20 protein-coding genes and 1 tRNA gene are annotated in these 24,223 nt (G+C 35.6%); 7 read left to right on the top strand and 14 right to left on the bottom strand.

Annotated features, from left to right (window positions below):
• Window position 1: 1 nt before the first annotated feature.
• The 3 genes from M0M44_RS16905 (at window position 2) to M0M44_RS16895 (ending at window position 3,460) form a co-directional block, all read left to right on the top strand.
• Window positions 2-1,312, top strand: a complete 1,311-nt coding sequence (locus tag M0M44_RS16905; RefSeq protein WP_248726734.1) for a TolC family protein — start codon at window positions 2-4, stop codon at window positions 1,310-1,312.
• A gap of 289 nt (window positions 1,313-1,601) precedes the next feature.
• Window positions 1,602-2,465 (top strand): bestrophin family protein, encoded by an 864-nt coding sequence (locus M0M44_RS16900; protein WP_248726733.1) that lies wholly within the window; start codon window positions 1,602-1,604, stop codon window positions 2,463-2,465.
• A gap of 71 nt (window positions 2,466-2,536) precedes the next feature.
• Window positions 2,537-3,460 (top strand): AraC family transcriptional regulator, encoded by a 924-nt coding sequence (locus M0M44_RS16895; RefSeq protein ID WP_248726732.1) that lies wholly within the window; start codon window positions 2,537-2,539, stop codon window positions 3,458-3,460.
• A gap of 81 nt (window positions 3,461-3,541) precedes the next feature.
• Here M0M44_RS16895 and M0M44_RS16890 read toward each other — a convergent pair whose 3' ends face one another.
• The 3 genes from M0M44_RS16890 to M0M44_RS16880 all read right to left on the bottom strand — a co-directional run bounded on the left by M0M44_RS16890 (window position 3,542) and on the right by M0M44_RS16880 (window position 6,583).
• The gene (locus M0M44_RS16890; protein WP_248726731.1) at window positions 3,542-3,913 is read right to left on the bottom strand and encodes a DUF779 domain-containing protein; all 372 of its coding nucleotides are present in this window, start codon (window positions 3,911-3,913) and stop codon (window positions 3,542-3,544) included.
• A gap of 67 nt (window positions 3,914-3,980) precedes the next feature.
• On the bottom strand, window positions 3,981-5,015 hold the full coding sequence (adhP, locus tag M0M44_RS16885) for an alcohol dehydrogenase AdhP (protein ID WP_248726730.1): 1,035 nt from the start codon (window positions 5,013-5,015) through the stop codon (window positions 3,981-3,983).
• A 62-nt stretch (window positions 5,016-5,077) separates the two neighbouring features.
• Window positions 5,078-6,583, bottom strand: a complete 1,506-nt coding sequence (locus M0M44_RS16880; protein WP_248726729.1) for an aldehyde dehydrogenase family protein — start codon at window positions 6,581-6,583, stop codon at window positions 5,078-5,080.
• 274 nt (window positions 6,584-6,857) lie between these two features.
• Between M0M44_RS16880 and pheT the strand changes: the two genes are divergently transcribed.
• Entirely contained in the window at window positions 6,858-9,278 is a 2,421-nt protein-coding gene (gene pheT, locus M0M44_RS16875; protein WP_248726728.1) for a phenylalanine--tRNA ligase subunit beta, read from the top strand.
• Between the two features lie 234 nt (window positions 9,279-9,512).
• On the opposite strand, the gene M0M44_RS16870 is transcribed toward pheT, so the two are convergent.
• A complete protein-coding gene (locus tag M0M44_RS16870; protein ID WP_248726727.1) occupies window positions 9,513-10,025 on the bottom strand; it encodes an adenine phosphoribosyltransferase in 513 nt (170 codons plus the stop codon).
• Between the two features lie 116 nt (window positions 10,026-10,141).
• On the opposite strand from M0M44_RS16870, the gene M0M44_RS16865 reads away from it, so the two are divergent.
• A tRNA-Arg gene (locus tag M0M44_RS16865) sits at window positions 10,142-10,215 on the top strand.
• Window positions 10,216-10,404: 189 nt separating this feature from the next.
• On the opposite strand, the gene eptA is transcribed toward M0M44_RS16865, so the two are convergent.
• From eptA to M0M44_RS16845, 4 genes are all read right to left on the bottom strand, one after another.
• Window positions 10,405-11,925, bottom strand: coding sequence for a phosphoethanolamine--lipid A transferase EptA (eptA, locus tag M0M44_RS16860; protein ID WP_248726726.1), 1,521 nt, complete (start codon window positions 11,923-11,925; stop codon window positions 10,405-10,407).
• 98 nt (window positions 11,926-12,023) lie between these two features.
• Complete coding sequence (locus M0M44_RS16855; RefSeq protein ID WP_248726725.1) at window positions 12,024-12,689, bottom strand: IS6 family transposase; 666 nt, start codon at window positions 12,687-12,689, stop codon at window positions 12,024-12,026.
• A 163-nt stretch (window positions 12,690-12,852) separates the two neighbouring features.
• Window positions 12,853-14,265, bottom strand: a complete 1,413-nt coding sequence (locus tag M0M44_RS16850) for an SDR family oxidoreductase (protein WP_248726724.1) — start codon at window positions 14,263-14,265, stop codon at window positions 12,853-12,855.
• A 12-nt stretch (window positions 14,266-14,277) separates the two neighbouring features.
• Window positions 14,278-14,961: an SDR family NAD(P)-dependent oxidoreductase gene (locus M0M44_RS16845; RefSeq protein ID WP_248726723.1), complete on the bottom strand. Its 684-nt coding sequence runs from the start codon at window positions 14,959-14,961 to the stop codon at window positions 14,278-14,280.
• 632 nt (window positions 14,962-15,593) lie between these two features.
• On the opposite strand from M0M44_RS16845, the gene M0M44_RS16840 reads away from it, so the two are divergent.
• Window positions 15,594-17,102 (top strand): sensor histidine kinase, encoded by a 1,509-nt coding sequence (locus M0M44_RS16840; RefSeq protein WP_248726722.1) that lies wholly within the window; start codon window positions 15,594-15,596, stop codon window positions 17,100-17,102.
• Window positions 17,103-17,293: 191 nt separating this feature from the next.
• On the opposite strand, the gene M0M44_RS23935 is transcribed toward M0M44_RS16840, so the two are convergent.
• The 6 genes from M0M44_RS23935 to dinD all read right to left on the bottom strand — a co-directional run bounded on the left by M0M44_RS23935 (window position 17,294) and on the right by dinD (window position 21,469).
• Window positions 17,294-17,533, bottom strand: coding sequence for a hypothetical protein (locus M0M44_RS23935; RefSeq protein WP_420842741.1), 240 nt, complete (start codon window positions 17,531-17,533; stop codon window positions 17,294-17,296).
• Window positions 17,530-17,619: a DDE-type integrase/transposase/recombinase gene (locus M0M44_RS23930; protein WP_420842786.1), complete on the bottom strand. Its 90-nt coding sequence runs from the start codon at window positions 17,617-17,619 to the stop codon at window positions 17,530-17,532. The genes M0M44_RS23935 and M0M44_RS23930 overlap by 4 nt, the downstream gene beginning before the upstream one ends.
• Window positions 17,620-17,803: 184 nt before the next feature.
• Window positions 17,804-19,522: an amidohydrolase gene (locus M0M44_RS16835; protein ID WP_248726721.1), complete on the bottom strand. Its 1,719-nt coding sequence runs from the start codon at window positions 19,520-19,522 to the stop codon at window positions 17,804-17,806.
• Between the two features lie 93 nt (window positions 19,523-19,615).
• Window positions 19,616-20,053, bottom strand: coding sequence for a hypothetical protein (locus tag M0M44_RS16830; RefSeq protein ID WP_248726720.1), 438 nt, complete (start codon window positions 20,051-20,053; stop codon window positions 19,616-19,618).
• An 86-nt stretch (window positions 20,054-20,139) separates the two neighbouring features.
• Window positions 20,140-20,562 (bottom strand): MgtC/SapB family protein, encoded by a 423-nt coding sequence (locus tag M0M44_RS16825; RefSeq protein ID WP_248726719.1) that lies wholly within the window; start codon window positions 20,560-20,562, stop codon window positions 20,140-20,142.
• 40 nt (window positions 20,563-20,602) lie between these two features.
• Window positions 20,603-21,469: a DNA damage-inducible protein D gene (gene dinD / locus M0M44_RS16820; RefSeq protein WP_248726718.1), complete on the bottom strand. Its 867-nt coding sequence runs from the start codon at window positions 21,467-21,469 to the stop codon at window positions 20,603-20,605.
• Window positions 21,470-21,721: 252 nt separating this feature from the next.
• On the opposite strand from dinD, the gene ppsA reads away from it, so the two are divergent.
• Entirely contained in the window at window positions 21,722-24,130 is a 2,409-nt protein-coding gene (ppsA, locus tag M0M44_RS16815; RefSeq protein ID WP_248726717.1) for a phosphoenolpyruvate synthase, read from the top strand.
• Window positions 24,131-24,223 lie beyond the last annotated feature (93 nt).

The raw sequence follows: 24,223 nt of genomic DNA, 5'->3' as shown, positions 1-24,223 counted from the left end.
TATGAATATCAAAAAAATATACTGTACAGTATTTATCTTGCTTTTTTGTGTAATTCAGACAAAGGCGCAGGAAGTTCTTACTATTGAACAAGCTATGTCTATAGCTTTGGAGAATAATTTTGAGATTAAAATTGCTAAAAATAATTCTAAAATAACCGAGACAAACGTAACCATTGGAAATGCAGGAATGCTTCCAACAGCAACAGCCAATATTACTGACAATAACAGCATTACAAACTCTACACAAGTAAGACAAGACGGAACATCGACTTCGTTGGATAACGCTAAAAACAACAGTTTAAATTATGGTGTAAGTTTAGGCTGGACGGTTTTTGACGGAATGAAAATGTTTGCTAAACTTGATCAGTTAAAAGAGCTTCAAAAACTGGGCGATGCAGAACTTAAAAGAACTATTTTACTAAAAATTGCTCAGGTAAATTCGGCTTATTATGATTTAGTTCAAATGCAACAGCAATTGTCTGCATTAGACACTACAATCGTAATTTCTAACCAGCGTTTGACTTTAGCTAAAAATCGTTTCAGTATTGGAAAAGCTTCAAAACTAGAGGTTTTAAATGCACAGGTAGATTTAAATTCTGATCAGGTCGCTTTGTTAAGACAAAAAGAATCTTATGCTAATGGCAAAATTTTATTGAATCAATACTTGGCTCGTGACCCCAAAATTGATTTTAAAGTTACAGATGAAGTAAAAGTGGATAATAAATTAGTTTTAGCAGATTTAATGGAATTAGCTCAAAAGCAAAATCCAGGTTTAGAAGCTGAAATCATAAACAAACGCATAGCCGAATTACAGCTTAAACAAGTAAAAGCAGACCGCTATCCTACTTTGAGATTAACTACGGGCTACAATTTTTCTGAAAGCCAGTCGAGTCTAGGATTTACAAGCGAAACCTCTTCTAAAGGTTTAAACTACGGTTTTAACGCTTCCATGAACATATTCGACGGTTTCAATCAGCATCGTAATGAAAAAGTTGCCAAATTACAGATCGAAAATTCACAGCTTGCTATAGAACAGCAAAACATAACTTTAAACACACAGTTGAGCACCGCTTTTCAAACCTATTTAACCAATTTAGAATTAATTGATTTAGAAGAAAATAACGAGGCTATTGCAAGACAAAATTTAGAAATCACATTAGACAAATTTAAAATCGGAACTATTACAACACTGGATTTTAGAACTGCCCAACTCAATTATGTTAATGCTAAAGTGCGTTACAGCAACGCACAATACGAAGCTAAACTATCTGAAATTGCTCTAAAAGAATTAGCGGGAAATATTAATTTTTAATTTTCCTTTTAATCAAGCAAGACTTTCTTTCTATATTAAAGAAGTACTGCTATTAACAAATCAAATATTATCTGCTTAATCCGCTAAATCTTCGAGCTATTTTTCTCTCGCAGATTTAGCAGATTAGGCAGATTTTTTTTTAATTTAAGCAAAGGTCAGATAACGTTTTTAAGAAAACATTCTATTTGAATACTCTCAAATCATCTATATTCCTTGCTCTGAATATTTTTTTATTTTACACACAACAGAATATTTTTTTTAATTTAAATTTGTTACAAAACAAGTTTCAATGATTACATACAATACCAAAGATTGGTTTACTTTCATTTTTCATTTTCATAAGTCAGATACAGTCCGAAAACTGTTTACGATTATGATTGCAATCGGAATTTATGCGGCTATAGTGTGTTATTTTGAGCTTCATTATTTTAAAGTGACCAAAAATGATTATATCCACAACATTCCAATCATGCACGGAATGCTTGGATTTGTCATTTCACTTTTACTTGTTTTTAGAACCAATACAGCTTATGACCGATGGTGGGAAGGGCGAAAACTTTGGGGGGGACTTGTAAACAACAGCCGTAATCTTGCTATAAAACTATCCGCAATTTTAAAAGACGAAAATGATAGAAAGTTTTTTAGAAAATACATTCCCATGTATGCAGATATACTTCATCACCATTTAAAAGACGAGGATACTGGTAAAATGCTGTTTGAAGATGTTGAATTGGAAATTGATCAGCATAAACACAAGCCAAATCAATTAAAAAGGATCATGTATCATAAAATCAATGATTTGTATGAGGCTAAAAAAATATCGGGAGAGCAACTCATTACGATAAATGACGAATTAGTTGCTTTTACAGACATTTGCGGAGCGTGCGAACGTATTAAAAACACTCCTATTCCCTACTCTTACAGTGCCTTTATAAAGAAATTCATCTTCTTTTATACGATGACTCTTCCGTTTGGATATTCTGTTAGCTTAGGTTATCTAGTTGCCCCTGTTGTTGTTTTTATCTTTTATGTTTTGGCAAGTTTAGAGCTTATTGCTGAAGAAATTGAAGATCCGTTTGGAAATGATGAGAACGATCTTCCAACAAAAAAAATATCTGAAAACATCAAAAAACACGTTGAAGAATTGATATAATTAAACGTTAAATCTGCAATTTATATTCTTATTTTCATTAAATTTAAAGTCTTCACCAAAAAATAAATTTAATGAACAACCAACGATTTTTAGTCAATCCGCTCCAATTATCGCAAGAAAAATCATTAAAGACTCTTGTAGAAAACAGGACTATTTACAATTTGAATCATTGTGAATTAAATCTATTTGAAACCTACGAATCGACTCAAAAAGTTCCATTGAAGTTTAATGATTTGGTGGTAACCAGCATGCTCCGCGGTAAAAAAATCATGCACCTTTTTGATGACCCTGAATTTGTATATCTTCCAGGCGAAACTGTGATTGTCCCTTCTAATGTAGAAATGAAAATTGATTTTCCTGAAGCTTCGAGAAACAATCCGACGCAATGTTTAGCATTGGCCATCGATCAGGATAAAATTGCTGAGATTTTAAATTTCTTAAATGAGCAGTATCCAAAAGAAGGAAGTAACATGTACTGGCAGCTCAATTACCAGAATTATTTCTTTTACAATAATATTGAAATGGCCGCGACAATAAACAAGCTCATCAAAGAATGCATGAGCACTTCGATCACCAAAGACATTTTTGCCGATTTAACTTTAAAAGAGTTACTAATTAGAATTATTCAAACCCAGACTGTAAAATCACTAGACGAAGGAAAACCTTTTGAAGACAATAATCCGATTAAGGAAGTTACCGAATACATCAAGCAAAATTTAAAAGAGAATATCAATTTGAAATCGCTGAGCGAAAAAGCTTGTATGAGCACCACTTCTTTCTATCGTTTCTTTAAACGCGAGCTAGGAATGAGCCCTATTGAATATATTTTAAATGAAAAAATAAAATGCGCTAAAAACCTATTAAGAAACCCAACGCTCCAAATTAACGAAGTTTGTTATTTAGCAGGATTTGAAGATGCGAATTACTTCATTAGATTATTCAAAAAACATGAAGGAATTACACCGAAACAGTATCAGTTACTTTATATAAATTAGGTTCAAAGTGACAAAGGCACATAGTTGCAAAGCCTTAAAACCTTTGAACCTTTGAACCTTTGTAACTCTGTTACTTTGAACCTAAAAAAAAGTTACCGGTTCCAAATCTTTCTCTTCTTCGGGAGTGAAAATGCGGTATTCTATCTGAAACGTTTTCTTTAATGGCGTTTCTAACGAAAAACCTCCCACTCCAAATGCATCAATTACGGTTAAGGTAAAATGCGCATGTTTCCAATATTCAAATAAATCTTTGTCTACCCAAAATTCAGTGTCTTCAATAGTTCCAATACAAACATCTCCAGTTCGCTGATAATAGCCTCCTTTTTCAAAACACTGTGGCTGTGTACCCTCACAGCATCCGCCAGCTTGGTAAAACATCAAATCACCGTGTTTCTCCTTTAAAACATTTATCAGTTCAATTGCTTTTTCTGTTGCTTCTATTCGTTTAATCATAACTTTTAAATATTAAAAAAAGCAGTAAATTCAATTAAGAATCTACTGCTTCAACATAACCAACTATTTAGGACTGTGCTATATCAAGCACAACCCTTCCTTCTATTTCGCCTTTTTTCATTTTGTCAAATACATTATTAATATCTTCCAATTTTGTAGGCGTTACGGTTGCTTTGACTTTACCTTCTACAGCAAATTCAATAGCTTCTTTCATATCTTTTCTAGTTCCAACAATAGAACCTCTAATGGTGATTCTATTTAAAACGGTATCGAAAATAGACAAATCAAAATTGCCTGGAGGAAGTCCATTTAATGCCATTGTACCTTTTCTTCTCAATGTTTCAAGCCCCTGCTTAAAAGCAATTGGAGAAACTGCGGTAACCAATGCCCCATGCATACCACCAACTTCTTTCTTTAAGAATTCTCCAGGATTTTGATTTTTAGCATTTACTACCAAATCGGCACCTAATTTTTTTGCCAGTTCCAATTTATCATCTCCAATATCAATTGCTGCCACATTCATTCCCATAGCTTTTGCATATTGCACTGCAACGTGTCCTAAACCTCCAATTCCAGAAATCGCAACCCATTCTCCAGGTTTCACCTCGGTTTCTTTTAATCCTTTGTAAACTGTAACACCAGCGCATAAAATTGGAGCCATTTCTATAAAATTCACATTAGAAGGCAAAATTCCAACATATCTGGCATCTGCAATTACAAACTCTGCAAATCCGCCATCTACGCTGTAACCGCCATTCTGCTGACTTTCGCATAAGGTTTCCCAACCCGTAATGCAATGATCACAGCCACCGCAAGCACTGTAAAGCCAAGGCACACCAACAGCATCTCCTTCTTTTACATTTTTCACATCTTGGCCCACTGCAGCAACATAGCCAACAGCTTCGTGTCCAGGAATTAAAGGCATTTTGGGTTTTACTGGCCAATCGCCTTCTACAGCATGTAAATCGGTGTGACAGACTCCGCTTGCAATTACTTTTACAAGAATTTCATTTCTACCGGGGCGTTTTACTTCAACTTCTTCTATTCTTAAAAGAGATCCGAATTCTCGAACGACCGCAGCTTTCATTGTTTTTGGAAGCATAATTCTATGGTTTTAAGAGAATAGAAAACTTTTTTAGCTTTCTATTCTCAAGTTTATATTCTTTAGAAGAACCCTAATTTCTTTTTGTCATAAGAAATCAGCATGTTTTTGGTCTGACGGTATTGGCTTAGCATCATTTTATGGTTTTCACGACCAATTCCAGATTGTTTGTAACCACCAAACGGAGCGCCAGCAGGATAAGAATGATATTGATTAATCCAGACACGACCTGACTGAATTGCTCTTGGAACCTGATAAATTTCATGCGCATCACGAGTCCACACTCCTGCCCCTAAACCATACATTGTATCATTTGCAATTTCGATCGCTTCTTCTGTAGTTTTAAAAGTGGTAACCGCCAAAACTGGCCCAAAAATCTCTTCTTGAAAGATTCTCATTTTGTTATGACCTTTAAACAAAGTTGGCTTGATGTAATAACCGCCTTCCAATTCGCCTCCTAATTTATTTTCGTCCCCTCCAGTTAAAACCTCTGCTCCTTCTTCTTTTCCTAATTTAATGTAAGACATGATTTTTTCTTTCTGCACAATCGAAGTCTGAGCGCCAATCATCGTTGATTTATCCAACGGATTTCCTGCTATAATCGCTTCGGTTCTTTCGATTACTTTTTTAATAAACTTGTCGTAAATATCTTCGTGAATTAATAATCTAGAAGGACAAGTACAGATTTCACCTTGATTTAAAGCAAATAATACAGCACCTTCTACAGCTTTATCAAAGAAATCATCATCGTGATCTGCTACTGACGGAAAGAAAATATTTGGAGATTTTCCGCCCAATTCTAAAGTAACCGGAATAATGTTTTCTGTAGCATATTGCATTACCAAACGTCCCGTTGTAGTAGAACCTGTAAATGCCGCTTTTGACACTTTTTTATTGGTCACTAATGGACGGCCTAATTCGGCACCAAATCCGTTTACAATATTTAAAACTCCTGGAGGAAGAATATCCCCAATTAATTCCATTAAAACCATAATGGAAATTGGTGTGCTTTCTGCTGGTTTTAAAACAATTGTGTTTCCTGCTGCAAGTGCTGGAGCAATTTTCCAAACAGCCATTAAAATCGGGAAATTCCACGGAATAATCTGCGCTACAACACCAAGAGGTTCGCTTAACGCAATAGAGACAGTCTGCGAATCCAATTCTGCTATCGAACTTTCTTCTGCACGAATCACGCCTGCAAAATATCTAAAGTGGTCAATGGCTAATGGTATATCGGCAGCAAGTGTTTCGCGAATTGGTTTTCCATTATCTACCGTTTCAACTGCTGCGATATATTCTAAATTGTCTTCAATTTTTTGTGCAATCTTATTTAGTAAAATACTTCTTTCGGTTACCGAAGTTTTTCCCCAAGTTTTAAATGCTTCATAAGCAGTATCTACAGCCAATTCGAGATCTTCTTTTCCAGAATGCGCTGCTTTTGTAAATACTTTTCCATCAATCGGAGAAACAACATCAAAGTATTCTCCTTTAATTGGCGCTACAAATTTTCCGCCAATATAGTTATCGTATTTTGCCTTAAATTCAGGTCTTTTTACTGCGGTACTCATAATTTTCTTTTTTTGATTTACTCCAAATTTAGTTTCATAAAAAGAAACAGAATAGCACTTTTCATTCATCTTGTAGCACAAAAATTACAGATTTGATTTTTTAAACCTTTTACAATGCTGATCTGTTAAAATTTATGCACATAAATTTCTAAAATCCTAAAACATAGCATTTTATTTTCAATAAAAAACAACTTGAAAAAACTACTCAATTTTTTCTTACTCCAACGCGCAATCCTTATATTTGTAACCTCATACAAAGAATTAAAGAACTACAATGAAAATATCTTACAACTGGTTAAAACAATTTATTAAAACTGATTGGACATCTGAGCAGACTTCTGAATTACTAACAGATTTAGGTTTAGAGGTTGAAGTTGTTGAAAAATACGAATCAATTAAAGGAGGTTTAGCAGGCGTTGTTGTTGGACACGTTCTAACTTGCGAAAAACATCCTGATGCTGATAGATTGAAAGTTACTACAGTTGATGTCGGTTTAGAAGCTCCTGTACAAATTGTTTGTGGCGCTGCAAATGTGGCTGCAGGACAAAAAGTGCCTGTTGCAACAATTGGAACTGTTTTATACGATAAAGATGGAGCAGAATTTACCATTAAAAAAGGTAAAATTCGTGGACAAGAAAGCCACGGAATGATCTGTGCTGAAGATGAATTAGGTCTAGGAAATAGCCATGACGGAATTATGGTTTTGGCCGAAGATTTGGTTCCAGGAACTCCTGCTTCTGAAGTTTTTCAAATTGCAAATGATGAAGTTTTCGAAATCGGATTAACACCAAACCGCGCCGATGCAATGAGCCATTTTGGAACTGCTCGTGATTTAAGAGCAGGAATGCTACAGCGTGGTGTAAACGTAGAATTGATTACGCCTTCTGTAAGCAATTTTAGAGTTGACATGCGTACGCTTAAAATTGATGTGAATGTTGAGGATAATCATTTAGCTCCAAGATATTGTGGTGTAACTATTTCTGGAATTTCTGTACATGAATCTCCAAGCTGGCTACAAGACCGCTTAAAAGCGATTGGTTTAACTCCAAAAAATAATATTGTTGACGTTACTAATTATGTTCTACATGAATTAGGACAACCTTTACACGCTTTTGACGCTGCCAAAATCAACGGAAAAATTATTGTAAAGACAGTTGCAGAAGGAACTAAATTTGTTACTCTTGATGATGTTGAGAGAACTTTGCACAAAGAAGACTTAATGATTTGTGACGAAAAAGGACCACTTTGTATTGCTGGAGTTTTCGGAGGAAAAAAATCTGGAGTTTCTGAAGGAACTACTTCTATTTTCTTAGAAAGTGCGTATTTTGATCCAGTAAGCATTCGTAAAACGGCAAAAAGACATCAATTAAGCACAGATGCTTCTTTTAGATTTGAAAGAGGAATTGATCCAACGATTACAGAATATGCTTTAAAACGTGCGGCACTTCTAATTCAGGAAGTTGCGGGCGGAAAAATCACTTCTGATGTTGTAGAGGTTTATCCTAAAAAGGTTGAAGATTTTTCTGTTTTGTTGAATTTCAGCCATGTTTCTAAAATTATTGGACAAGAAATTCCAAAAGATACGATTAAAAAAATCTTGGTTTCTTTAGATATTAAAGTAAACAGTGTTTCTGATACTGGTTTAGGCTTAACGATTCCTGCATATCGTGTAGATGTTCAGCGCGAAATTGATGTAATTGAAGAAATTTTGAGAGTTTACGGTTACAATAACATTAACTTCTCTAAGAAATTTAATGCTACAGTAGCCAATTCGCCAAGAACTGAAGATTACAAAGTACAAAACGTAATTGCTTCACAGTTGAACTCGCAAGGTTTCCATGAAATGATGGCCAACTCATTGACAACTGCAGCTTACGCGAAATTATCGGCTTCATTAAAAGAAGAGCATAATGTATCTATGCTGAATCCGTTGAGCAGTGATTTAGCTACACTTCGCCAATCTTTATTGTTTTCTGGTTTAGAAGCAGTTTCCTATAACATCAATAGAAAAAATTCAGATTTAAAATTATTTGAATTCGGAAAAACATACCATAAGTATTTAAATGGTTATGAAGAACATAAACACCTTTCTTTATTGATTTCTGGAAACAGAAACAAAGAAAGTTGGACTAATCCGCAGAAAACAACAGATTTTTTCTTGTTGAAAGGATATGTAAAAGCGATTCTTTCTCGTTTGGGAATTGAAAAAATTTCGAATGCGCCAGTTCAATCCGATGTTTATTCTGAAGGAACAGCAATTACATACAACAATGATATTTTGGTTGAAATGGGCGTTATTAAAAAGCCTATTTTGAAACATTTTGGTATTAAGCAAGACGTTTATTACGCCGATTTTAATTGGGATTTGGTTTTAAAAATTATTACAGGAAAAATTAAATATACTGAAATTCCTAAATATCCAGAAGTTCGTAGAGATTTGGCTTTATTAATCGATGAAAAAACGACTTATGAAAGCATTTTCAACTTGGCAAAACAAACAGAGAAAATACTTTTAAAAGACATCAATCTATTTGATGTTTATCAAGGAAATAAATTACCAGAAGGAAAAAAATCATACGCTTTGAGTTTTACCATTCAAGACAATACTAAAACATTAACCGACGCTCAAATTGATAAAATCATGTCTAAATTACAGCAGACTTTCGAAACTGAACTTGGTGCAAGTTTAAGATAACTTCTTTCTTCTTTTAAAATAAAAAACCCGACAATTCATTTTGTCGGGTTTTTGTTTTTGTTTCAGGTTTCAGGTTTCAAGTTTAAACAGAAACCGAACAGGGCGCATTGTTAAGCTTCAATCTTCTTTTTAAAGCTAAATAATGAATTCATCATTTTCTAGCCTTAAATGCGTTGCAAAAGACGAAATCAAGCTTAAACCTTTACGGCACCAGATTTCTTTTCTTCGTTTCGATTAATATGTTACTGCAGCAAAAACTGGATACTGTTTTATTTTATCTCTTCCATTAAGAAAGGTCAACTCCATTAAGAAATTACATTGTACAATTTCGCCACCTAATTTCTCTACCAATTCGCAAACTGCTTTTGCGGTTCCACCAGTAGCCAACACATCGTCGTGAATTAAAACTCGATCCCCTTTTCTAATGGCATCGGTATGCATTTCTAAACTATCAGAACCATATTCCAATTCGTAAGAAGCAGAAATGGTATCAAACGGAAGCTTTTTTGGTTTCCTTACAGGAACAAATCCGGCATTTAACTCTTGCGCCAATAACATTCCGAAGAAAAAACCACGAGATTCGGCACCAACCACCTTATCTATTTTTTCCCCATTTAAAGAATCTCGCAAAATTCTAAGGCAATTTGTTCGCGCTTCTGGATTAATTAGCAAAGGTGTGATATCTTTAAATAAAATTCCTTCTTTCGGAAAACCCTGAATATCACGTATATAATTTTCGAACTGCATTTTTTTTTATTTTTATGTTATTTTTTCCTTGTTTATCTCACATTTATGTCTATCTTTGCACCCGCAATAAGCAATCAACAAAGCTACAAAAAAATAGCTAAAGTGATAATAAAAAAGGCCTCGTGGCGCAACTGAATAGCGCATCTGATTACGGCTCAGAAGGTTACTGGTTTGAATCCAGTCGAGGTCACTCTTAGAAAAAAAGCTAAAACTTTCGTTTTAGCTTTTTTTTGCTCTTTATCGAGCTATTTTACCAGTTTTTTACATATAGTATTAAAAGGCTTACTTGTCCTCTCAAGTTAACCTTACGAAAATTTAAATAGATCAAAACTTCTCATTGGTACTTCTGTGATCTTCTTAAAATAAATCCTGATGTTCATTATTTAAAAATATTCATCTTCTCATCATAAATAGGACTTTCTATATTTAAAAAATTTAAAACACTGTGAAACACATTGTTTTGAGTCAATGTTTTAGTAGGCTTAAGTTGTTTTGAGCCATCGGATACCCAAACAATAAAAGGGATTTCGTATTGTTCTTTAGGTGCAAAACTTATAGGAACTCCATGCATATATAGATTTTTTTCACCTAAAGATTCTCCATGATCTGAAACAAAAATCATGGTGCTTTTAAACTCTTTTAATTGTTTTAGATCTTCAATTACATTATGAAGAATAAAATCAGTGTAAACGATCGTATTATCATATGCATTGAGAAGTTCGTTTTGAGAACATTTTCCTAATTCGACGCTATTACAAACAGGTTTAAAAACCTCAAATTGAGGCGGATATTTCTTGCTGTATGTGGGGCCATGACTTGTACTTGTATGCAAAACTATCAATATTTTGTTCTTCTTACTGGCTAATATTTGCTCTTTTAATCCTGTTAAAAGAACTTCATCATAATCACACTCTTTCCCTTTACAATCCTTCTTTAAAACCTCTCTGTTTTGATACTTTTCTATATGCACCGGAGGTTCACCCCAATTGGTAGTTCGCCAGATAACTTCTACATTATTTCTATACAAATAATTGGGCAAAATTTCATACAAATCATCACTATTAGTGTGTTCTAAAATACATTTCACTCCGGCAGTAGTATATGTAGCACAAGAATTGGCGTTAAAATGAAATACATTTTGTGTTTTAGAAAGTAGCGGATTCGTGTTTTTTCCATAACCATACATAGAAAAATTCTGGCTCCTTGCAGATTCCCCTATAACTAAAACTACAACCGACTTCTGGTTATCTTTTATTACTGCATTAGGTAATAGAATCTCTTTTTCGTTCTTCTTGTATTTATGGATATAAAAAAGCGAAGTATTTACTGAATATGACCAAGGCATTGCAAGACCTCCTAATTGTTTTGAGTTCTTATCAATCCACAGCCAATTGCTTGCATTAGCAAAAACCAAAACGACAATAAATAATAAAACCAGATAAGACATCGTTAAAAATTTCTTCAGGGCTACGTTTATTATTTTAGCTTTTATGATATAAACACTCGGAATAAAACCTAGCAAGATTATATACAGCACTAATTTAAAAGAGAAAAAACTACTTGACTCTTCATAATTGGTATTGAATACATTACCAATCATGCTTTCATCTATTATTACACTATAGGTATTGACAAAGTAAACTGCAATTGAATTGATTATAAAGAACAAAACCAATAGCGTTTTTCCAACATAACGAGAGATCGAAAATAGCAGAAAAAAAAGAAACGCATTTAAAACCAACATTAGAATTACTAAACTTATAACCAGAATTATACCGTTTAAACTTTTATAATCAACATTATTGAAGACATAGGTGTAAAAAGGAAAATGAAAGAACAAAAAATTAAGCAGACTCATTAATAAAACAAAATGAGTTATTTTTATATTATTTTTTAACATACAGCGTAATAATTTTATATAATGAAATGGCTAAACTAACAAATGCTGGTTTTGTCGCATCTGCGAGAATGAAATATAAGAATTTAAGTAATTTAAAATTAGCCCGCCAGTGCACAGAATGATTTAAACATAGATGAACCTGGTCTAACCATCTGATTCTTTCTTAGCATATGCACAGCTTCAATTCCGCTCGATGTTCGTTTGGCCGATTCAAAGCTTTTAAAACCTAGTCCATTTTGAATGCGCCATTTTATAAAACGATGGTCCTGCTCTACAATATTGTTGAGATATTTACACTGTCGGATTTTAATCTTTGAGAACGAACGTTTGTTATAGACTTTGATCGCAGCAGTATTAGAACCGCTTTTATCGATGTTTATTACTCTGGGACTACAGTTATTACTAATTGCTTTAATTAGAAATGACTGGGCACTCATTCTCTGTCTTCTTTTAGTTAATAAGAAATCAACTGTATTACCAGACCTATCCACTGCTCTATATAAATAACACCAAATACCTTTTACTTTGATATAGGTCTCATCCAATCTCCAACTCGTCCCTACTCTGCCTTTTCTCTTCCTCATCTCGGACTCAAGTGAAGGTGCAAACTTATATACCCAATGCTGAATCGTTGCATGATCCACAATCACCCCCCTAATCTTCATTATTTCCTCAACGTCACGATAGCTAAGTGTAAATCTTAATTTAAAATACACTGCCTGAAGGATTACATATTTTGGATAACAATGACCTTTAGTATTCATTTTTTATTAGTTTTGAAAAACCAAAGATAAAATTTAGTCTTAGATGCGACAGAACCAAATTTAATGCTCCTAAGTCTAATTTACAAACCCTTAGAAATTGCAGGATATTGAAAATAGCGTTATATGTAAAGTAGTGTCAAGCCAGCCAATGCTATCCAAATCCCTAAACTAATTTTTTAAGCATGCCCTCAAATATAAAGCCATGGAATGGCAGAACAGCATACCAGTACAGCCTGCCCATAAGACCGCAGGGTTTAAAAGTGGCCGCCTGATATAAGGTATTGTTGATTATCTTAAACTCCAGCCAGGCTTCGCCCGGAAGTTTCATCTCGGCATACAAAACCAGTTTGCCCTGCTTCTTATCGGCGTATACCACCCTCCAGAAGTCCAGTGCATCACCTGCATGTATCTGCGTTTTATGTGTCCTTCCCCTTCTGGTGCCGACACCTCCAAAAATCTTATCGATAAACCCGCGCAGATCCCAAAGCCAATCGGCATAATACCATCCTGTCTCTCCGCCTATAGACCAGATTCGTGCAATTGTATATTCCCTGTTTATGATTGTTCTTTTTCTTCTATCTATATAACAGCCTTTTTTTGGGATCTTCAGATATTGGGAAACATTGCCCTTGAACTGTCCGCTTACGCGGGAATCTTTCCAACTTGAAATGATATCATCATTACTAATCTTTTTCAAAGCCCTTTCTAATGCCTGCCGATAAGATATGGGTGTGATTCCCAGCACACTATTAATCCTATTATCTCGGCAGATGACTTCCACTTTCATGCTGCTGACCAATGCCGAGGCCAGCTTGAAGGAAGTTGAAGTCACAAAATACAGCCAGTAGGACGATAATTTCGGGGTCATCACCGGTACGGTGTAAATGTATCTCTGCAGTTTTTTTGCTTTTGCAAACTCCAGCAGCATTTCCTTGTAGGTCAATATATCAGGTCCCCCGATATCAAAACTTTCACTATAAACTGCCGGGTTTAACAGCGAGCGGATTAAAAATTCTAAAACATCGCTTATAGCAATCGGTTGGCATTTGGTATTGAGCCATTTTGGAGTAATCATAATTGGCAGTTTATCCACCAGATCGCGTATTATTTCAAAAGAAGCGCTTCCCGATCCTACTATTATTCCGGCACGAAGCACCGTTAAGGGCACTACTGCGGTTTTTAAAATTTCTTCTACCGCCTTTCTTGATGACAAATGTCTGGATAGTGATTTATCATTTACAATTCCGCTGAGATAAATAATCTGTTTTGCATTTGTCTGGTTTATTTTTTCAATGAAATATTTTGCTGAAATGCTTTCCAGCTGATCATAATTGGAAGCTCCGGACATCGAATGGATCAGGTAGTAGGCCGCATCTATATCATGGGGTATATTCCTCAGGCTTTCCGGATCCAAAAAATCAACTTCTATAACCTGTATTTTATTTTCAAACTCTTCAGGAAAATAAAACCTGTTTTTATCCCGGACGCAGCAAATCACCTCATTTCTATGATCCAGTAGCAAGGGCAGCAGCCTCTTACCAATATAACCTGTTGCGCCTGTTAGTAGAATTTTCATCTTCGAACTGTTTTATATTTTAAAGCTTACCAAACCATAATCCATGGCGAAAACCTGGCCTGAAATGGAGGCTGCGTCTTCAGAGATAAGATATCCTGCCATACGGGCAACCTCTTGGGGTTTTAGGTAATTTTTTAAAGGGTGTCTCTCGATCATATTTTCTTTCATACGATCGTTTCTTAAAATGGATGCCGACAAAGAAGTCTCTGTAATAGTGGGGGCAATAGCATTGATGCGTATTAATGGGGCAAGTTCGGCACCGAGTGATTTGACAAGTCCCTCCACTGCTGCTTTGCAGGCCGAAATACTGGCATGGAAAGGCATTCCGAGTTTTGCCGCGACGCTGCTGAACAAAACAATCGAAGGGTTCTTTCCTTTCTTCAATGCGGGCAAATAATGCTGGATTGCCCTGACGGCGCCCATCACGTTAATTTCAAAATCATTCCTGAAATCATCCAGGCTTAAGCCTAGAATGGGTTTGAGGCTTATGGATCCCGGACAATAAACCAGGGCGTCAATATTTTCAAATTCAGGCAAAACATCCCGAAGCACATCGGCTGAAAAATGAATTAAATTCGGATGGGCAATATCCGGAGCTGTTCTGCTAATATTGACAACCCGGCAGTTTTCAAGATTCTGCAGTAAGACAGCATTCCCAATTCCTTTACTGCCGCCAACAATTACAATAGTTTTCATTTTTTAAAGATTAAAATTAAAAAACCGGTCTGACTGTCTCTATTATGCTTTAAAAAAAAAATAAGGTATTATCTGTTAATTGTCAAAAAGCTAAACTGCGTTTTCACAGAAAGCGATTTTTGTATGTTAAAGATACTAATTGTTTAACCATTTTAAACAAATATTAAACAAAATAAAAATTATTTTGTTTAATTTAGTGATGCTCTCCTTAATTCCCGACTGGAAATTCCGAACAAAATGCAAGTCTGAAAAAATTAAAACGGCAGTTTGCTGATCCTGACTTGAATCGCATAATTGAGATGGGATGGGAAGGCAGAGTCCTATTGAGGCCATCGCATATCAGTTTGCATTCAAGAAGCCTATGCAAAAGCCTTAATGAAGAAAGGATTGAAAGCCGGCTAGCTTTACCTTAGTGTCAAAGAGTGTAAAACTGTAAGAAAAAGCAGCTGCAGAAACGAAGCAGAGCAATTAGACGCTTTAAGTGTAAAGAGCAGCGGACCATTTCCAACAAAGCAGAAATAATCAGCTGGAAATTATTGGAATTATGATACACAATGTAGAGTTCATGTAACAGTAAAATTTTAAAAACCAATAGCTTCGCTAATGCAAATACACCAGAAAAACCTAACGCTATGTACCGAGATCCAAGGCTTCTACAAAATATAATTGACGCTATTCCCTTGCCTGTCGGGGTCTATGTGGGAGATAATTTAGAAATTACATTAGCTAATAATGCCATGATCAAAACATGGGGAAAAGGAAATGACGTACTTGGTAAAACCTATCTGAGTGTTGTTCCTGAAATTGAAAAGCAGCAGATTTTGGATGAGGCCCTTGGCGTTCTTAAAAGCGGAACAGCCTTTCATGCTGTAGCCAAAAAAGTAGATTTGGTAATAGACGGAATTATCAAGGAACATTATTTCAATTATAGTTTTATCCCGCTCTTTGATCAGGATGGAAAAGTGTATGGCGTGCTGAACACCGGTGCTGATATTACAGATTTGCAGCGCGCAAAAGAAGAAGTCCTGAAATCGAACGAAAGATTAACCATAGCAATAGAAAGTTCCGGTATAGGAAGCTACGAGATCGACCTTGAGACAAAAAAAATCAAAACTTCGGGCAATTTCAATGCGATCTGTTCCATTGGAAGCGAAACAACAAATGACGATTTAATTGCAAAACTTCATCCAGAAGACCTTCAAACGCGCGAAAAAGCGCATAAGGAAGCTGTAATTAGCGGGAAAATATGCTATGAGGCGCGTATTTTAAATGATGACGGCTCTTATCGCTGGACTAAAATCAATGGAAAGATTATCAAGGACAAAGACGGGCTTGCAAAGACCATTATTGGAATTGTTCAGGATATACACGAGCATAAGGAATTTCAGGACGAACTAAAAAAGCAGGTCGCAAACCGCACAAATGAGCTCACGCGCTCTAATAGTGATCTGATGCATTTTGCCAGCGTCGTGAGCCACGATCTTCGAGAACCGCTGCGAAAAATTAAAATTTTCAATACCCTTTTACGAAATGACATTGAAGACAATATTAATGATAAATCTAAAAAATACCTTCATAAGGTAAGCCAGTCTGCCCAGAGAATGGAAAATATCATCGAGGGGATTCTAACCTATTCCACTTTGGATAAAACTTTACAGGTCATCGAAACAATCAATCTCAATGAGGTTATTGAAGATATAAAAATAGATTTGGAACTAATCATAAAAGAGAAAGATGCTATTTTAGTTACCTGTGATCTTCCGCAAATTCAAGGCGCGCCGATTTTAATTAACCAGCTGTTCTATAACCTGATACAAAATGCCTTAAAATTTTCCAAAGCTGACCAGCCACCAAGAGTTGTTATAACAAGCTCCACCATTGTTATTGACGGCCAAGATTGCGTACAGATAAAAATAAAGGATAATGGTATTGGAATTGACCCTAAGTTTGCGGAAAAGATCTTTACAGCATTTGAAAGACTGCATTCAAAAAATGAGTACGAGGGAAATGGTCTAGGCCTTGCCCTATGCAGAAAAATTGCGGAAAGGCATCATGGCAAAATCACTGCTGCAGGGGAAAAAGACAACGGTGCAGAGTTTACGATTACCCTTCCTTTAAAGCAAAAAACTGAAACTATATAGAAAAACAAATATTTTGACCTTTGGTTTTCACATCTGCCAAAATCAAATATAAGAATTTAAGTAATTTAAAAGTTAGCGCGCCTATTTACAGAATGATTTAAACATAGATATTCTTGACCTAACCATATGATTCTTTCTTAGCATGTACAACCTCAATACCGCTTAACGTTCGCCTGGCCGATTCAGAACTTTTAAAAACTGCAGCATTTTGTATTCTCCATTTTTATAAAATGATGATCCTGCTGGATAATATTGTTTAGATATTTACATTGCCGAATTTTTATATTGGAAAAAGAAAGTTTGCTGTAAACTCTTATTGCACTGGTGCTCCAACCGCTTTTGCTTACATTTATTACCGTTAGCCGACTGTTATTGTCTATTGCTTTAATTAGAAACGACTGGACGCTCTTTCCCTGTCCTCTTCTGGTCAAAAGAAAGTCCCCTCTATACCCAATTTATCAACAGCACAATATAAATAACACCAAATACCTTTAATTTTTACATAAGTCTCATCCATTCTCGAACTGATTGCAAATCTGCTCTTCCTCTTTTTCATCTGTGATTCAAGCAATTTTGTAAATTTAAAAAACCTTCATTGGATCGTGGCAGTATAAACATCTGAAATTAACAGAATTTACCAGTGCAGACAGCAAAGCCCCAGAATTGGCAAAAAACCATCAGCAATCGGCAAATAATTAATTTTAATTAAAAGCAGCATTCCTAAATACAGTTTTTCCTTCTTTAATCGTTTCAACCACTTGAATGTCTTTGATTTTCAAAGGATCTATCTTTAAAGGATTTTTATCAAGGATTACCAAGTCAGCCAATTTTCCTTTCTTTAGGGATCCTTTATTATTTTCTTCAAAATATTGATAGGCTGCCCAAATCGTTATGGACCTTAAAGCGTCATAAGCGCTGATTCTTTCTTCAGGCCCAATTACATCCCCGCTTCTGCTGATTCTGTTCACCACAGAATACAAAATCATAATGCTATTAGGAAGCGCGACAGGCGCATCATGATGCTGGGTAAAAATCATTCCCTTTTTAAGAGCTGTTTCAGCAGGCGAAATACGGTAAGCTCGTTCTTTCCCTAATGTTTCATCCCTATGCCAGTCTCCCCAATAATAGGTATGCATTCCAAAAAAAGAAGGCATAATTCCTAAGGATTTCATTGCATCTAACTGGTCTAAGCGTGCTGTTTGTGCATGTATAGCAACGGTACGCCTGTCTTTTTTTCCATATAGTTGGGTGGCATGCTTTACGGCTGCTATATACTCATCAATAGCCGCATCTCCATTACAGTGGGCTAAAATCTGCCAGTTATTTGCATATGCAGAATCTACAAGGGCAATGGCATCGCTCTCTTTTGGAAATGCAGGATAGCCGGCATAAGTTTTAGGCTGGCCTGGAGGCGGAATAATGTAGGGTTTTGTCAGCCATGCCGTTTTACCCTGCGGAGAACCATCAAGTGAGAGTTTTACCCCCGCAATCCTAAAATGATTCTTATACTCTTTTTGAATGCCATTTTTCTTCATATAAGCCATTTGGCTCTGTATGTCAGGATAAGCAGCAACATCAATAGTGAGTTTGTTTTTAGCAGCAAGTTTTAGCCATGTATTGCAGACATCACTTGTCGCTCTTCCTTCCTGTGCAGTTGTAAAGCCAAATCTTACATAAGATTTTAGACCTGCTTCTGCAATTTTTTCATTAGCCTCCTCGTCGAGTGTTCCCATCATTTTAAAAAGCGGTGCAAACATAGCCATCTCTTCCACTACTCCATTTGGTTCGTTAGATCCGTTTTTCCTTCTAATCACGCCGCCTGCAGGATTTTTTGATGCGGCATTGTAACCCGACATTTCCAAAGCTTTATGATTCATTACGGCTAAATGCCCGGACTGGTGTATAATAATAACAGGGATTGTTGAAGATACTTTATCTAGATCATCTGCAGTTGGAGGAAGCTTTTCTTTCAATTGTGCGTCATCATATCCAAAACCCACTATCCAGCCGTATTTTCCGATAGCATTCTTGTTAGACGCTTTCCATTTATTAAGCAATGAAATAATACTTGCAATATCATTACCCGTGCCATCAGGAGCTGGAAGCAGATTAGCTGCTACTGCCTGAAATCCGGCATTCCAAACATGGCCATGTGCATCTATGAATCCCGGAAGCATTGTCTTGCCTTTTAGATCTTTCATTTCCGTTTTACTCCCTTTAAAATTTTTAGCTTCAGCTATTGAGCCCGCAAAAATAATTTTCCCGTTTTTTACCCCAACCGCTTCTATGTACTGTGGCTGGCTGCCTTCCATAGTTATGATATCTCCGCCATAAAAAATGGCATCTGCAGAATCTTTAGCCTCTTTTTTACAACTTGCTAATGCAATTAATAACATGAATGTCAATAGTATATTTTTCATTTCAAAATTATTTTTAGTCGTTTAACATCTTATAAAGATAGAAATAACATACTGTTTTTTAATCATTTAATCGACAGTATATTTAATTTTAAACTAATACAAGTGGCTTAGTGACTCATTAAGCTTTAGTTCCTCCTGAATGTAATCTTCTTTTAGCGAATCAATCTTGTACTGTACCTCGGGATCATATTTTTTAATTTGAACAGCAAATTCTCTGATGTATTTCACCTTTCTTTTCAATTCGTCAAGATGCTGCTGAGCTTCATTAATACAGGTAGTGATGTATTCGCGCTCATCCTGTGGATGAAATTCAACCTCGTCTCTCCTCTCTTTTATAATAAGCCGTGCAGAAGCCACAATACTATCTGAATGTCTGTTTAAGGAAAACCATTCTCTAAGCATTTCATTATCGATGCCAGAGATTTCAACTGAATCTAAATCAATATTTTCGTTTGAATCAATCGAGTCCTTTTGCTGACAGCAATAAAATAGTAGACCAATGAAGGTTATTATGTAGAATTTTGTTTTCATATAAATTACTTAATTAATTCCTTCGATTATTATTCAAAACTGATTAACTATTCTCATTAGTATAAAATAGAAATTTGTCTCTATAATTATTTTCTATTTCGCAGCCATTGATCTACTGGTTCAAGAACGGTATTCACTATCGCAACTAAAAGTGTACACACCAATGCTTCAATAAAATATCCCGAAGCTGCAATACAGCCAATTGCAGCACTGCACCATAGCGTAGCGGCCGAGTTTAAACCATGTACATTTGGTCCTTCTCTAAAAATAACTCCGGCTCCCAGAAAGCCAACTCCCATAACAATCTGGGCAGTAATTCGCGTAACATCAATATTTGAATTTACGGCTGAAACTTTTATGGACAATAATACAAAAGCGGCAGCTCCAGTTGCTACAAGCATATTTGTAGTAAGCCCAGTTTCTTTATGATGCCATTGCCTTTCAAAACCAATAATTAATCCGGCAATTAAGGCCGCTATTAATCGAAATAAAAATTCTGTTGTACTCAAAACTATAATTTTTAAATGATTAAAATTTTACTCTCTTCATCTAGTGAATAGTTCTTGTTTTGCTACTTTTTCTGGATTTCAATTCTTTATCTTTTTTCTCTGCCAAAGAAATATCCTCAACTGCCGGCATATTCTCCGGAAGAGTATTTCCAGCATCTTCTAGTGCTTTACGAACTTTTAATCCCACGGTAAAATGAACACTATTGGCATCAACAATATCATGAACATTATCATTTTTGAGCTTCTCTGTAGTTTGTGTAACACGAAATAAATTGGCCGCTAATTCATCACTATCCATATAATCCAGAATATTTTCATTTGCGTCTAGGTTTTTGATCTCACGGATCGCTTTTACATCTAATCCTCCGTAAAGTCCTCTATAGCCATGATTCTGAAAAAAGGCATAATCTGCAGGTTTCGTTATGCCTGCTTTTTGCGCTGCTCCTGCAAGCTGAAGATTTCTTTTAGCCAGTTCTTCTCGAAGAAAAAGCCTTCTCTCTTTTACTATTTTTAAATTTTTATGCTTCTGCTGGCTCAGTTCGCGTAAACGAGTCTGCGTTGCAAAATAGGCTTGTCCCAAAGCAACGGGTTTCAAATTTGGATCTCCGTTTTGAATTGCAAGATAACAGCCATAACGCGATAGTTTTATATCGCCATTGTTTCTTTGTAAATCATCACCCACTGATTTTATAGGACCGACATCTTTAAAATGTAGACCTGTTTCCTGGCCAGCATTAATACAACCTGCTTTTGCCTTATCTATTACCTTCAAAAATAAACTGTATTTAGGATAATCCAGCAGTTTAGCAAGTTCTTTAGCACTCCAAAATTCATGACCGCTTTTATCTGTTTTTCTAAGTTTTTCAAAAACGGATATATTATTCTCCTGTGATTTTTTTGTTTTCATGTTGCAGTTTTTCAATTATAAAAATTCTAAAACCTTTTTTTTAAGAATTAGAAATCTTTGTCTTATCTAATCCTGTACACAAATGTCATTTATTATTTAGTGCCGTAAAATGATCTGCATCACATATTAGAAAGTCTTTAAAACTCTAAAAAAACGTATTAAATGACTGCCATCATTTCTAATAATTATGCATCAGCTTATCTTTATTAGAGAATTTAAAGCCATAAATACGAGATTTTAAAAGCAATGAAAATGGAAAAGTATATTTTAAAATTTAATCAGATCGGGATTAATGATAGTAGTAAAGTAGGCGGCAAAAATGCTTCTTTGGGCGAAATGTATAACAATCTTATTCCGCAGGGAATTAGAGTCCCAAATGGTTTTGCCATTACCACAACTGCTCATAAAGACTTTATAAATTATAATAGTTTAAATGCTCCTTTAGATGAACTGATGAAACTTCTGGACAAGAAAGACTTTATGAACTTAAGCGAAATCGGTTCAAAAGCCCGAAAGCTAATGCTGGATGCAAAATTCCCGCTGGATCTTCAAACTGCAATTTCATCTGCTTATACAGACTTATCTAAAGATAATGAAATGAACGTCGCCGTAAGAAGCAGCGCCACAGCAGAAGATTTGGATAATGCTAGTTTTGCAGGGCAGCACGATTCGTTTTTAAATATAAAAGGAACTATGCCGCTTATATATGCCGTTAAATGCTGTTTTGCCTCTCTTTATACAGACCGAGCAATCAAATACAGATTAGATAAAGGTTTTGATCATGATAAAGTATTCCTTTCAGTAGGAATCCAGCAGATGGTTCGCTCAGATCTGGCCTGTTCCGGAATAGGTTTTACGCTTGAACCCGAGTCAGGATTTCGTGATTTGATTCATATTGCAGGTACTTGGGGTTTGGGCGAAACCATTGTTCAGGGAACTGTAACTCCAGATGAATTTCTTGTATTTAAAACTTCTCTTAAAAACAATAAAAAAGCCATTCTGCAAAAAAATCTTGGCACAAAAACAAAAATGCTTATTTACAATGAAAATTCAGCCGGTGTCAATTCAACTATTCTAAAAGTAACTCCGAGAAAATGGTGCAATAAATTTGTCCTTCAGGATTCAGAAATTGAAAAATTGGCCAGATGGGCGCTTATTATAGAAAATCATTATAACAAACCAATGGATTTTGAGTGGGCAAAAGACGGTATGAATGGGGAGCTTTACATCATTCAGGCCAGACCCGAAACTGTACATTCCCTGATCAATCCTTTATGTATAACTTCTTATAAATTAGAAAAAAAAGGAGAAGAAATCATAACCGGTGAAGCTATAGGAAATGCTATTGCCAGTGGCATTGCTAGAATATTGCATTCACCTAAAGATGCTTCAGCACTACAAGAAGGAGATATTCTCATTACTAATTTCACTAGCCCAGATTGGGACCCTATCCTTAAAAAAGTAGCCGGAATTGTGACTAATAAAGGAGGAAGAACAAGTCATGCTTCGATAGTGGCCCGTGAACTTGGAACTCCTGCTATAGTAGGAACTGAGAATGCCACTGAGTTAATAAAAGATGGCGATGCAATCACAATAAGCTGTGCTGAGGGAAAAACGGGATATGTATATAAAGATAAATTGAAATACTTACAAACAACCACAGCGCTTGAAGAAATTACACTGCCTAGAAAACCAAAAGTCCAGCTTATTGCTTCTGAGCCCGATAAAGCTTTTGAACTTTCTTTTTATCCTAATGATGGTGTGGGACTGCTTCGTATTGAATTTATTATAACACATTATGCAAAGATACATCCAATGGCGCTGATCCATCCCGATAAAGTAGTTGATTCGGTTCAAAGCACAGCAATTAACAAACTCACGGAAAATTATGACACCAAAGCTGATTACCTCATCGAAAAACTATCGCAGGGTGTGGCAACAATAGCCGCCGCTTTTTATCCTAAAGAAGTTATTGTGAGAATGAGCGATTTTAAAAGCAATGAATATTCAGGTCTTCTTGGAGGCACATTTTTTGAACCTCAGGAAGAAAATCCAATGCTTGGTTTTAGGGGCGCTTCACGTTATTATCATGAAAAATATCGCGAAGGATTTAAGCTTGAATGTCAGGCTATGAAAGCAGTTCGAGATGATATGGGTCTTACCAATGTAAAACTCATGATCCCTTTTTGCCGTACTCCTGAAGAAGGGAAAAAAGTCATTGCTATTATGGCAGAGCACGGTTTAAAACAGCATGAAAACGGACTAGAAATATATGTCATGGCAGAAATACCCTCAAATGTTTTAATGGCAGAAGAATTTGCGGAAATTTTTGATGGTTTTTCTATCGGCTCAAATGATCTAACGCAACTCACATTAGGTATTGATCGTGACTCTGAATTAATCGCCGCCCTTTTTGATGAAGATAATAAAGCATCTCAAAAACTTATTCTTCAAATGATTCAGACGGCTAACAAAATGAATAGAAAAATTGGAATTTGCGGGCAGGCGCCAAGTGATTCAGCAGACTTTGCAAAGTTTTTGGTCATGGCGGGAATCAACAGTATTTCCTTTAATGCCGATGCTTTGCTAAATGGCATTAAAACTATAAACTCCGTTCTGAAAAATGATATTGCAGAACAGAAAAATACTTATACCTCTTAAAACATGATTTTACAAACAACTCAATATTTCTTTAGCAAAAATTAAGTCTCTAATAGATTGGTTATCAAAAACATTTTGCGACATTTGTTAGAC

Source organism: Flavobacterium humidisoli (assembly GCF_023272795.1).
Lineage (GTDB): Bacteria > Bacteroidota > Bacteroidia > Flavobacteriales > Flavobacteriaceae > Flavobacterium > Flavobacterium humidisoli.
Note: the sequence above shows the minus strand (reverse complement) of the source record. Positions and strands in the feature narration are given on the sequence as shown.